Annotated in this window: 11 protein-coding genes; 3 read left to right on the top strand and 8 right to left on the bottom strand. The window is 48.8% G+C overall.

From position 1 onward, the window contains the following. Nucleotides 1–39: 39 nt before the first annotated feature. Nucleotides 40–330, bottom strand: coding sequence for a co-chaperone GroES (locus HQN79_RS02195; RefSeq protein WP_173284066.1), 291 nt, complete (start codon nt 328–330; stop codon nt 40–42). Between the two features lie 486 nt (nt 331–816). Here HQN79_RS02195 and HQN79_RS02190 point away from each other — a divergent pair, with 486 nt between their 5' ends. Next, the gene (locus HQN79_RS02190) at nt 817–3498 is read left to right on the top strand and encodes a diguanylate cyclase (RefSeq protein ID WP_173284065.1); all 2682 of its coding nucleotides are present in this window, start codon (nt 817–819) and stop codon (nt 3496–3498) included. Nucleotides 3499–3582: 84 nt separating this feature from the next. Here HQN79_RS02190 and proB read toward each other — a convergent pair whose 3' ends face one another. From proB to rplU, 4 genes are all read right to left on the bottom strand, one after another. After that, a complete protein-coding gene (gene proB / locus HQN79_RS02185; protein ID WP_173284064.1) occupies nt 3583–4707 on the bottom strand; it encodes a glutamate 5-kinase in 1125 nt (374 codons plus the stop codon). A gap of 33 nt (nt 4708–4740) precedes the next feature. Further along, a complete protein-coding gene (cgtA, locus tag HQN79_RS02180) occupies nt 4741–5826 on the bottom strand; it encodes an Obg family GTPase CgtA (RefSeq protein ID WP_173284063.1) in 1086 nt (361 codons plus the stop codon). 152 nt (nt 5827–5978) lie between these two features. Beyond that, nucleotides 5979–6236: a 50S ribosomal protein L27 gene (gene rpmA / locus HQN79_RS02175; RefSeq protein WP_173284062.1), complete on the bottom strand. Its 258-nt coding sequence runs from the start codon at nt 6234–6236 to the stop codon at nt 5979–5981. Between the two features lie 99 nt (nt 6237–6335). Next, complete coding sequence (gene rplU / locus HQN79_RS02170; RefSeq protein WP_173284061.1) at nt 6336–6650, bottom strand: 50S ribosomal protein L21; 315 nt, start codon at nt 6648–6650, stop codon at nt 6336–6338. Between the two features lie 361 nt (nt 6651–7011). Between rplU and ispB the strand changes: the two genes are divergently transcribed. After that, complete coding sequence (gene ispB / locus HQN79_RS02165) at nt 7012–7977, top strand: octaprenyl diphosphate synthase (RefSeq protein WP_173284060.1); 966 nt, start codon at nt 7012–7014, stop codon at nt 7975–7977. A gap of 66 nt (nt 7978–8043) precedes the next feature. Here ispB and HQN79_RS02160 read toward each other — a convergent pair whose 3' ends face one another. The 3 genes from HQN79_RS02160 to HQN79_RS02150 form a co-directional block, all read right to left on the bottom strand. After that, on the bottom strand, nt 8044–8595 hold the full coding sequence (locus tag HQN79_RS02160; RefSeq protein ID WP_173284059.1) for a hypothetical protein: 552 nt from the start codon (nt 8593–8595) through the stop codon (nt 8044–8046). A gap of 313 nt (nt 8596–8908) precedes the next feature. Further along, nucleotides 8909–9562, bottom strand: a complete 654-nt coding sequence (gene ssb / locus HQN79_RS02155) for a single-stranded DNA-binding protein (RefSeq protein WP_173284058.1) — start codon at nt 9560–9562, stop codon at nt 8909–8911. Continuing rightward, complete coding sequence (locus HQN79_RS02150; protein ID WP_173284057.1) at nt 9550–10977, bottom strand: MFS transporter; 1428 nt, start codon at nt 10975–10977, stop codon at nt 9550–9552. The genes ssb and HQN79_RS02150 overlap by 13 nt, the downstream gene beginning before the upstream one ends. A 286-nt stretch (nt 10978–11263) precedes the next feature. Here HQN79_RS02150 and HQN79_RS02145 point away from each other — a divergent pair, with 286 nt between their 5' ends. Next, nucleotides 11264–11986 (top strand): SIMPL domain-containing protein, encoded by a 723-nt coding sequence (locus HQN79_RS02145; RefSeq protein ID WP_173284056.1) that lies wholly within the window; start codon nt 11264–11266, stop codon nt 11984–11986. Nucleotides 11987–11997: the final 11 nt, after the last annotated feature.

Here is an 11997-nt window from a genome sequence, read left to right as displayed (position 1 = left end):
AAAATCCAGGCCACTAAATCTAAATTTGAATCAACCTTATTACTCTACGATCGCGATAATATCGTCTTCGCGCATAATCATTAACGCTTCGCCGTTATCATCCTTAACTTCCTGACCAGAGTACTGACCGAACATAACTTTATCGCCGACCTTAACTGTCATGGCGATAATCGCGCCAGAATCAGAAGCCTTACCAGGACCTACAGCGACCACTTCACCCATGTTCTCTTTTTCCTGAGCAGATCCCGGAAGAAGGATCCCGCTTTCAGTTTGCTTTTTCTCTTCAACACGGCGAATCACAACGCGGTCTTGTAAAGGTTTAATGTTCATAGGTTTCTCCCTAAAAAGTTAGATATCAAAATACATATAAAAAAGAGGTTTTCCGGACGCCGTTTAAACTATTCCACTAAAACAGCAATCCGTGTGCTTTAAGCCCGCGGCAAATCGCGTAAGCATAAAGCAAAAATTAGCACTCCAAACTTTAGAGTGCTAATCATTTTATTCATCAGCATAAAGCTGTCAACAGATATGGGGGCATTTGAAATATTTTCAACCCAGCGATTCAAAAAAAGTCGGATCGATACAGTATCCGATTGATTCTTCTGGGAGTTTCCAATAGCGTTTTTTATCGATCTGGATCGCCATCTCATTCCTGACCACGAGTTCAAGTAAATAATAAATACAAAAAAGCACCGCAAGACTTTGCTATGGTAAGCACTCAGAAAAGACTCTTTCCAGGGTAAAACAAACTAAAACATCGTTTCTACACCCTTTATACTTGAAGAGATAGAAGCAGTTTTTAAGGAACCTTAAGCGATGATACCAACCGGCAACCGTCTAGCGTTTTTTGTTGTCACTCTCTTTTGGTTACTCAGTCTTACATTTCCGTTCAGAGCGATTGCCACTGAGGATTCTCCGGTTCCGATCAAAGTGCTTTTCAACTGGCATCACCAATTCGAATATGCCGGATTCTACGCCGCTCAAAAAAAAGGCTTCTACAACGATGCCGGCCTCGACGTTCAACTGAATGCCTGGAACGGAGACAGCATCATCGATCAGGTGGTTAGCGGCGATTACCAAATCGGCGTGGACGGAAGTCTGATTCTCAAAGATTACATCAACGGCAAGCCGATCAAAATCCTTTTCCCTTCTTTGCAGTACTCCCCGATTGTGTTTCTGGCGCATAAACCGATCGACTCCCTGCACGATCTTGCAGGGAAAAAATTAATGTTTGCACACAATTATGAGATTTACGCCTTACTCAATAAAGCCGGCTTGACTGCAGACGATATTCAGCAACTGCCGCATAGCGCTAATGTTCAAGATTTTATCGATAAGAAAGTCGACTTTTATTCCGCTTTCAGCACCAATGAACCGGCTCAGTTAAACGAAAAAAACCTCACTTACTCGCTGATCGACCCAAAATCCTTCGGCATTAACTCTTATGGCGATTTCACCTTTACCTCGCAAGATTTCGCAAGTAAGCATCCCGACCAGCTCGAAGCCTTTAAACGCGCGACCATTCGCGGCTGGCACTACGCCCTCGAAAACCCGATGGAGATTGTCGACTACGTTCTACAGAGCTACCCGGTTAAAAAAAGCCGCAAGGCTTTGTTATATGAAGCCAACCGCACCGGAGAATTCGTGCTCAACGGCAAGGCTCCTATCGGCCACCTTTCCTCCGAGCGACTAAAAGCATTAGTGTATGACATGCACTCTTTAGGCATGGTGAATGAAACGCAGCTTAAACAGTTCGACCCGGACAAATTGATTTTCAAGCCGTATCACATCCACCTGACTGAAGAGGAACGCACCTACCTCAAAGAGAATCCGGTGATCCGGATTGCCAACGATATCGACTGGGCGCCCTTTGAATTTATCGATTCGCAGGGAAATTATCAGGGGCTGGCCGCAGACTATCTGCGACAACTCGAAAAACTGCTCAATATCCGTTTTGAGCCGGTGCAAAACCTGAGCTGGAACCAAGTCATCGAAAAAATGCAGAACGGCGAACTGGACATGTTCTCCTGCGCTGTCGCCACCGACGCGCGCAAACGCTACGCTAAATTCACCAGCCCTTACCTCTCGTTTCCGATGGTCGCTCTGGGTAAAGAATCACTCGACTACATTCAAGGGATTGACCAGCTAAACGGCCAGACTATCGCCGTCGTTAAGGGATACGCCAGTTTCGATTATCTGCAGCAACACAACCCACAAATCAAGATACTTGAAGTCCAGGATATTGAAGCCGGAATCCGAGCCGTGCAGGAAGGTCAAGCCTTGGCCTATTTCGGCAACCTGGCCGCAATCAGCCACAAACTCAAACAACTCGGAGACCTGAACCTTAAGATCGCCGGACAGATTGGCCCGCGTTTCGAACTGGCCATGGGGGCTAACCTGGAAAACGCCATTCTGCGAGATATTCTGCAAAAAGCGCTGGACGCCATTCCGGAATCGGAAAAAAACCGTATCTACAACGATTGGTTACAGCTGAGAATCGTTCAGGAATATGACTACAGCAAACTGGTTCTTCCGTTCTCGGTCATCGGCGGAATATTCCTGTTTACCCTGATACTGCTCGGGGTACAGAAGCGTTATCAGAATAAGCTTCAATCTTATCTGGGCACCATCAACGAACTCAATTATGCATCCATTACCGATGCCAACCAGAGAATGATCTGGGTCAGCGACAGCTTATGCACGCTGACCGGCTATTCGCGAAAAGAGCTCATCAATAAACCGCATAAAATTCTGATGCACCAAAACTCGCATGAACTGGGGATTGATCCGGACAAAATCTGGGAATACCTCAAGACAGGGAGAACCTGGAGCGGCGAATTGATTGCGCAGAAAAAGAACGGTGAAGATCTCTGGGTTCACGCTACCGCCGTTCCGGAAATGAGTACGCTTGGAAGGCTACGTCAGGTTCGCACAACGCGACGCGACATCACGGCGCAAAAACGATTGGAAGAGATGACCATCAGAGACGAGTTAACCGGCCTGTATAACCGCCGCCACTTTAATAAAGTGCTGTATGAAAAACGTCATTCACAAGCGGATATTGCCCGAGGCGTGTCTCTTGTCATGATGGACATCGATAAATTCAAAAACCTTAATGACCGCTACGGCCACTATTACGGCGATAAAGTCCTACAGCAGCTAGCAGAGCGCATTAAAGAATATTGTCATCAATTGGAAAGCGCCTTCGCATTCCGCATCGGCGGCGAAGAGTTTGCGCTGATCATCACCGGTTTATCCGCGCAAGAACTTCGCGACTCTCTGGAAGCACTGCGTCTGAGCATTGAGGGCTTGAATATCGAGAACCAGTCCACTGAAAGTGAGCAGCAGATCGTAACCGCTTCGATCGGCGCTTACCCGTTGCCCCATGATCTCGACGGCCTATCGGAACACACCATCTATAAACGCGCCGATAAAGCCCTGTATCAAGCTAAAAAAGCGGGACGCAATCAGGTTGCGATCTGGAGTCCGCAAGACTAAATTGTCACAGCCGGACAAATTCAAAACCCTGTTTCAAGCGCCCATAAAAAAGCCGCTTTATAGCGGCATTTTCATGTTCAAAACTTATTCACTCAACACCAGGTTATCCCGGTGTACCAGCGACTCGTCTTCCATATACCCTAGAATCGAGGCGATCTGATGGCTCGGCTGGCCGAGAATTTTAATCGACTCATTGGCCGGATAGTTCACTAGACCGCGGGCAATCTCTTTACCGGATTCATCGACACAGATCACCATTTCACCGCGCTGGAAACTGCCGCTCTGCGCCTTAACACCGATCGGCAACAGACTTTTACCGGAGTTTTTCAGAACCTGCACCGCTCCGGCATCCAGAATCAGACGCCCTTTTGCCTGCAAATGCCCGGCCAGCCATTGCTGGCGCGCCGTCATCGGCTCGACATCCGGAATCAGCAAAGTGCCGCACTCCACACCGGAAGCCAGCTTAACCAAGATATTTTCCTCCCGACCGGAAGCAATCAAGGTCAAGGTCCCCGAGCGCGCCGCGCGCTTGGCGGCCATTACCTTGGTATACATACCGCCCTTACCGAGTGCGCCCCCTTCAGGAGAAGCCATCGCTTCAATATCTTTACGACTGACTTTCGCCTCTGAAATCAGTTCGGCATCCGGATTGGTACGAGGATTATCGTTATAAAGCCCTTTCTGATCAGTCAGAATCACCAGAACATCGGCAGAGATAAGGTTCGCAGTCAAAGCACCAAGCGTATCGTTATCGCCGAAGCGAATCTCGTCCGTCACGACCGTATCGTTTTCATTGATAATCGGCACCACGCCATATTCCAATAAAGCACGGATGGTACTGCGCACATTCAGATAACGCTTACGATTCGAGAGATCGTCGTGCGTCATCAGAATCTGCGCCGTTTGAATTCCGTAGCGCGCAAATTTGGATTCATACGCCTGAATCAATCCCATCTGACCGACGGCCGCCGCCGCCTGAAGATCATGCAAAGCTTCAGGCCGGGTTGTCCAGCCTAAACGCTGCATCCCCTCGGCAACCGAGCCGGAAGAGACAATCACCACTTCCTTGCCGTTTCGCTTCAAGGCGACTATCTGTTCAATCCAATGCGCCAGAGCCTCCTTATTAAGCCCCTTACCGTCATTGGTTAAAAGCGCACTGCCGATCTTAACGACCCAGCGCTGGGTATTCTGCAAATCTTCGCGACGCATCGACTGTTTTTATCCCTGAAACATGATTAATGATTAGAAATCGAAATCTTCTTCCACCGGCGCTCTCTGCGCCCGAGCCTGTTCCGCCGCTTCCTCTTCCTGAGCCTGCAAGCGGTTTTCATGCAGCTGTTGGGCAATCGCGTTCATCAGCTCTTGAGTCCCTTTACGCTCTACTGCCGAAATACGATAGACAGGCCCCTGCCATTGCGTTTCTTTAAGAATACGCTCGGCGATCTCATCCACCTCCTCATCCAGAAGCAGATCGATTTTATTCAGAACCAGCCAGCGCTCTTTATCCAGCAACTCGTCGGAATATTTCTCCAGCTCCTGCTGAATCACGCGAATGCTTTCCACCGGATCGGAATCATCCATCGGTGCAATATCGACCACATGCAGCAGCAGACCGGTACGCGAAAGATGCTTCAGGAACTGAATTCCCAGACCGGCACCTTCCGCCGCGCCTTCGATCAATCCAGGAATATCGGCGATAACGAAGCTGGTTTCCGGTGAAATCGAAACAACGCCCAAATTCGGATAAAGCGTAGTAAACGGATAGTTGGCGACCTTAGGTCGCGCTGCTGACACGGAGGAAATCAGGCTCGATTTCCCCGCATTCGGCAAACCGAGCAGACCGACATCCGCCAGAACTTTCAGTTCCAGACGCAAATTGCGGTCTTCGCCGTCTTCACCCGGCGTACACTGGCGCGGCGTACGGTTTTTCGAACTTTTGAAATGCACGTTACCAAGACCGTGACGACCGCCTTGAGCGACCATCAGAGTCTGCTCGTGCTCGGTCAGATCGCCGATAACCTGATCGGCATCGACATCATAAACCACCGTACCGACCGGTACCGGAATCACCAGATCGTCTCCGGCAGAACCGGTTTTCTGCTGCCCCATACCGGATTGGCCATTTTGCGCTTTAAAGCTTTTGGTATAACGGAAATCCACCAGCGTATTCAGGTTTCGGTCGGCTTTTAGAATGACATCACCGCCGTCGCCGCCGTCGCCGCCGTTCGGGCCACCAAAAGGAATGTATTTCTCACGGCGGAAACTGACAATACCGTTCCCTCCGCGACCGGCCTGTACAAAGATGGTTGCTTCATCAACAAACTGCATGTTTATCCTCTTGGTGTGTGGATTATTTCAAATGGGGTTTATTTTAGCAGAGCCCCCGCATATTAAGCGTAGGCAAAATCCTAACTTCCTGCTAAAAAACAAAAACGCCCCGACAATGCGGGGCGTTCAAGCAGTTGAAAGCTAAATAAAACTTATTCAGCAACGACTGTTACGTAAGTACGTACTGGCTTACCTTTGTTTACGAAAGCAACTTTACCGTCCGCTTTTGCAAATAAAGTGTCATCCTTACCGCGACCAACATTGTCACCCGCGTGGAATTTAGTACCACGCTGACGAACGATGATGCTACCAGCTGATACAGCTTCACCGCCGTATGCTTTCACACCCAATCGTTTGGCGTTGGAATCGCGACCGTTTTTAGTACTACCTGCTGCCTTTTTATGAGCCATGGTGCTATCCTTTTGTTAACAGAGCTGAACCCTCTTCAGATTCAGCTGCCGTTTTAAATTAAAACTAGTCTACTTTAAGCAAGCTTAAGGGCTAAGCCATTAAGCTGAGATTTTACCGATTTTAACTTCAGTGTAGTTCTGACGGTGGCCTTGCTTAGTTTTCGAGCGGTTCTTACGACGACGGAATTTGATGATGGTTACTTTTTTACCACGACCGTTTGATTCAACAGTCGCTGCAACTTTAGCACCTTCAACTAGAGGCGCACCAACTTTAACGTCTGCACCTTCACCAACCATCAATACTTCGTCAAACTCAATCGCATCACCTGCTTCTGCATTCAAAGATTCAATGCGTAGGATTTGACCTTCACGAACTCGATACTGCTTACCACCGGTTTTAATAACTGCGTACATTATATCTCTCCCGGATATCTAAAATTCTTTTTAATAAGCCGCTATTCAGCGAAGGCAGGATTATATAAGTTTTTGATTTACAGGTCAAAGATAAATTCAAGGTTTTTCAGATAATTAGGTAAAAACCACGTTTTAACGAACGGAGCGGCGTCAAGGAGGCAACCCAAAAACCTCAATCACTCATTAAGTATCTGAAATTTCGTGTAAATTTTCCAAGCTATTGTATTAATTTACGACTTAATAGCAAATCGATCAAAGCCGCATTGAAAACGATGTCAATGACATGCCCTAAAACTGGCTAAAGCCGGACTTTCATACTAAAATAGCGGCTTTTAGTGAAAGGTGACCGAGAGTAGGCCCGATGACTCTGCAACAAATTCGTAAACTCATTGCCGATGATATTAAAGCGGTTGATCAATTAATTCTGGATCGCCTTTCCTCGGACGTAGTCCTCATCAACCAGATCGGTCACTACATTATCAATAGCGGCGGCAAGCGCCTGCGCCCGTTATTGACCCTTCTGTCCGCCCGAGCCTGTGGTTATCAAGGAACCGATCACCACCTGATGGCAGCCGTAATCGAATTCATCCATACCTCGACACTGCTTCACGACGATGTGGTGGATGAGTCCGACACTCGACGCGGCAATAAAACCGCCAATGAAGTCTGGGGCAACGCCGCCAGCGTTCTGGTCGGCGATTTCCTCTATTCGCGTTCATTTGAAATGATGGTCGAGCCGGGAATTATGCGCATTATGCAGGTCATGTCGGCGGCCACGAACGTCATCGCGGAAGGCGAAGTGCTGCAACTGCTGAATGTGCATGATGCCAGCACAACCGAAGAACGCTATATGGAAGTCATTCACCGCAAAACCGCCAAGCTCTTCGAAGCGGCCACCCAGATGGGACCGATCCTGGCCGAAAAACCGGAACTGGAGGAAGCATTCATCGCCTATGGCCGTCATTTAGGCGCTGCTTTCCAGCTGGTTGACGACGCCTTGGACTACACGGCTGATGCCGAAGAACTGGGCAAAAACATCGGTGACGATCTGGCCGAAGGCAAGCCGACTTTGCCGCTGATCTATATTATGCAAAAGGGCACGGAAGAAGAACGCGAACTTGTGCGTCGCGCAATCGAGTCGGACGGCATCACCCTGCTGCACCAGGTGAGCGACATTATCCAGAACTCCGGCGCAATCGAATACACTTACGAAATTGCGCGCCAAGAAGCCCAGACCGCTCAAGAGGCACTGGCATCACTGGACGATAGCGAACTCAAACAAGCGCTGTTATCGCTAGCCGATCTGGCGGTAAACCGCAGTCATTAAAAACAAAAAAGGCATAGCTCAAAGCTATGCCTTCCTTAATCCACTTCAGAGATTTAGCGACGGCTCTTAGCCTTCGACCTCCGCCTCTTCCAGTTTTTTCTGCAGCGCATCTTTTTCGCGCTTCTCGGAAAAAAGCCGATACAAATCCAAATTCGCCAACTTGGTTTTACGCCAATCGATTCTCGGCATCAACCATTTAATCATCCAGCGGACAATATGGCACTGGTCGGCACTTTGATACAAAACTTCCGGCTGAGGTCGGTAACCATGCATCCGTTCAATCACAATCTGTTGCAGCTGATTGTCCGAACGCACTCGAATAAACCCGGTATTATCTTCATCAAAGCTGGTGCTGTAATAGACTTTAACCACCTTATTCATGCTGAAGATCGCTTTGGAAAGAATCGTGGATTCCGCTTTACCATTAATACCGACGGTTTGAATAAAGATATTTTGCGTTTTGATCTGACGAAAGAAACCTTCGACCAAATCCAACTCGACATCCTGGGTCGATTCATGATGCAGCCGCCGCGCTTCTTCGTTCTGGCGCTCTTTCTTTTCCATCTGGCGGAACAGAAATTCCGTACCAGGTGATAATTTGACTACTGCTTCTGCCATTTTATGCCTCCCTTGTAGGAAAGATAACGGCGAAAGATCCGATAACTTGAATTGCGGATAAAAAAAAGGGAGTGGACCCGCAGATCAACTCCCCTACACAATAAAGGTTTATACAAAAAACATGCTTTGGATCGCACACGTAAAAGATAACACAATTTTATCGAAAGCCATAAATAAAATTTTTATCAACACATAATGATTTTCTTATGACCTTGTAAAAAGGTATGTTTTTCGACGCTAAAAACAGTCTGCAAACAAAAAAGCCCCTAAAAAGGGGCTTTTTTAGTTTCCCGTCGAAAGCAACAGTCGACGATTAAAACGGAACGTCGTCATCGTCAAAATCGTTTGGAGCATAAGCAGGAGCCTGCTGCGGCTGCATCGGACGATTTCCGCCCATTGGAGGCGGTGTTTGTTGACCGGCGTTCTGTCCCATTCCCGGATTCATTCCGCCCATCGGGTTTTGCTGAGGCTGTTGTCCCATAGGAGCCGACTGTTGCGGAGCCTGTTGCCCGCCCATGCCTTGATTGGCGTTCATACCGCCGCCCATAGGCGCACCGCCGCCAAAGCCGCCACCTTGATTCTGCTGCCCATAACCGCCGTTATCGAAGCTCGAATCGGACTGACGTCCGCCCAGCATCTGCATCTGACCGTCAAACCCGCTGATAACCACTTCGGTGCTGTAACGGTCCTGACCGTTCTGATCCTGCCACTTGCGCGTCTGCAGTTTCCCCTCAAGATAGACTTGAGAGCCTTTTTTCAAATACTGTCCGGCAATCTCGGCCAGCTTTCCGAAAATCGCTACGCGGTGCCATTCCGTTTTCTGCTGCTTCTGGCCAGTCTGTTTATCATTCCACTCTTCACTGGTGGCAACACTTAAGTTTGCAATGGCGTTACCATTGGCGGCATATTTAACATCAGGATCTTGGCCAAGGGTGCCAACTAGGATGACTTTGTTTACGCCTCGCATAACTCTTTACTCTCTCTGTTTCTCAAGGATTCGGAACTCTGTTCAATATATTCGATCAGGGTGACTTCGTTTAATTGCTTACGGTCGATTTTAAAATAAGCACGCTGCTCGTCGGGACGGATGACGACTTCGTAAATGCCGTCGTAAGCAGCCAGCGCTTTCTCCAGTCCGGCAACGTCGCTCTCATCAACGCGACCCAACGGAACCGAAGCGATACTTAAAGGCATCGGCTTCTCCATAGTCATCGCCGCCAAAAGCCAAATCATACCCAATACGCTGGTCAAAACAAAGACCCCATTATAACCATAATGCTGATAAAAATAGCCCCCTAATGCACCACCGATTGCCGCACCGATAAACTGACTGGTCGAGTAGACGCCACTGGCGGTTCCTTTCTTGTCCGCCGGCGATAATTTAACCACCAGCGACGGCAGTGAAGCCTCCAGCAGATTAAACGCGGTGAAGAAAATCAGCAAGAGTACAAACAGCATCCAGAAGCTCTGTTCAAAGCCGATAAAACTCAACTGCATCAGGGTAATGGCTGCAATCGCACCGACAAATACCTGTTTCATGCGCCCCTTGCTTTCCGCCTGAATAATAAACGGAACCATCAGAACAAATGAGAGAAGCATGACCGGCAAATAGATATGCCAGTGGTCAACCGCCTGCAATCCGGCGGAATCACGCAAGGTCAGCGGCATCACCACAAACATCGCCGTCAGGATTGCGTGCAGGACGAAAACCCCAAGATCCAGACGCAACAACTGGCCGTGGCGCAATATGTCCGAAAACTGACTCATATCGGTCTGTGCTTCACGTTGAAACGCCTGATTTTCGATCTTCGGCAGGGCAAAAATCACCAGTAGAATTCCGATTAAGGAAAGCAGTGCAATCACCCAGAAAATACCGCGAACGCCGATCCAGGCGCTCAACAGCGGACCGGCGACCAGAGACAAGGTGAAAGAGAGACCGATCGTCATACCGACAATCGACATGGCGCGCAAACGATACTGCTCACGCACCAGATCGGCCACCGACGCCATCAGCACCGCGGCCACCGCCCCCATCCCCTGCAAAGCCCGGCCGAGAATCATCATTTCGATCGAGTCGGCGAGTGCACAGATAACCGAACCGAGCATAAAAATCAGCATCCCGACGATAATTAACGGTTTGCGCCCGAACTTATCGGAAAGCGTACCAAAAGGAATCTGCAACAGCGCCTGGGTCAGGCCGTAAATCCCGATGGCGATTCCGATCTGGGTACCGGTAATATTCTGGAATTCCTGCTCGGCAAAAAGCGCAAAGACCGGGAAAATCATAAACAGGCCGAGCATGCGGGTAGAAAAGATTCCAGCAATCGAAAAAGCCGCTCTGCGCTCGACAGGACTCATAGAATTCGGTTCAGGAATAGACATAATGTAACCTTTTGTTTTTGTAAGCACAGACCGGGGCCTCGCCGGAACGCTTTTCATCCGCAAATTTTCGCGGTATGCCACAAAGCGCTCAGTCGGATTGCGATCCTCCTTGGCGAAAAATATGTTTTGCCCCAGGCCGTTCAAAGAGCGCAAAATTATAACATTTCCCTCTTGCCGCCACGCTATAATCGAAGCGTTTCAATAAGGATTTTGCACGTTTTTTGCCCTGCTAAACGGCCGGCAAGACTGTGTGAATCTCCGCCGTTAAAACCATAAGGAGCGTTTCATGCCAACGAAACAGAGCCGCCGCAGTCTATTTTTCACGCTATCGAGTTTTGCGCTATTCCTGTGCACGCTGAGCATGCAGCCGGCGCTGGCCGGTGACAAGGAACCTTCCGGACACAAAATTCACTTTTCCATTACCGAAAGTGAAAACGTCGACAATGACCGAGTGTCGATCACCTTCAGCCATGTGGCACAGGGCGCCACGCCGCAAGCGGTTACGGAGCAGATCAACAAACGAATGAAATCTGCTTTCGCTGTTTTAAAACGCTATCCGGATATTGTCGCTCAGACATCGCAGTACAATATCTACCCGGTCTATCAGAAACAGTTAATCAGCCACTGGCGCGGTCAGCAGTCGTTAAGCATTCATTTCGAAAACCGTCCGCAGGAAATGGCCGTTCTTGATGAAATTCAGCCGCATCTGGAATATAAATCCATGCAATTCAGTGTATCCGACACCCGCCGTAAAGCGGTTCTCGAACAATTAACCCGAAAAGCGATTCAGACATACCGTAAACGCGCGCAGCTGATTGCATCCGAATTCGCCAGCAACGAATATCAGTTACTGGAAACCCACATCAACACGCCAAACATTCCGATTGCAAGAGCCCTTTATGCACGCGCCGAAACCGCTATGGCATCCGACATGAGTGCGCCCAGTGTTGCGGCCGGGGAAAGCAAGATCCAGATACAGGTTTCCGGCAATCTGCTACTCAAGCAATAAAGAGTAAAAAA

This window comes from Thiomicrorhabdus xiamenensis (genome assembly GCF_013282625.1).
Taxonomy (GTDB): Bacteria; Pseudomonadota; Gammaproteobacteria; order Thiomicrospirales; family Thiomicrospiraceae; genus Thiomicrorhabdus; species Thiomicrorhabdus xiamenensis.
Note: the sequence above shows the minus strand (reverse complement) of the source record. Positions and strands in the feature narration are given on the sequence as shown.

Coding starts and splice junctions, on each gene's coding strand:
- ispB (WP_173284060.1), top strand. CDS start 7,012: ATGACTCTGCAACAAATTCGTAAACTCATTGCCGATGATATTAAAGCG.
- ssb (WP_173284058.1), bottom strand. CDS start 9,562: ATGCGAGGCGTAAACAAAGTCATCCTAGTTGGCACCCTTGGCCAAGAT.
- HQN79_RS02160 (WP_173284059.1), bottom strand. CDS start 8,595: ATGGCAGAAGCAGTAGTCAAATTATCACCTGGTACGGAATTTCTGTTC.
- HQN79_RS02150 (WP_173284057.1), bottom strand. CDS start 10,977: ATGTCTATTCCTGAACCGAATTCTATGAGTCCTGTCGAGCGCAGAGCG.
- HQN79_RS02195 (WP_173284066.1), bottom strand. CDS start 330: ATGAACATTAAACCTTTACAAGACCGCGTTGTGATTCGCCGTGTTGAA.
- rpmA (WP_173284062.1), bottom strand. CDS start 6,236: ATGGCTCATAAAAAGGCAGCAGGTAGTACTAAAAACGGTCGCGATTCC.
- HQN79_RS02145 (WP_173284056.1), top strand. CDS start 11,264: ATGCCAACGAAACAGAGCCGCCGCAGTCTATTTTTCACGCTATCGAGT.
- HQN79_RS02190 (WP_173284065.1), top strand. CDS start 817: ATGATACCAACCGGCAACCGTCTAGCGTTTTTTGTTGTCACTCTCTTT.
- cgtA (WP_173284063.1), bottom strand. CDS start 5,826: ATGCAGTTTGTTGATGAAGCAACCATCTTTGTACAGGCCGGTCGCGGA.
- proB (WP_173284064.1), bottom strand. CDS start 4,707: ATGCGTCGCGAAGATTTGCAGAATACCCAGCGCTGGGTCGTTAAGATC.
- rplU (WP_173284061.1), bottom strand. CDS start 6,650: ATGTACGCAGTTATTAAAACCGGTGGTAAGCAGTATCGAGTTCGTGAA.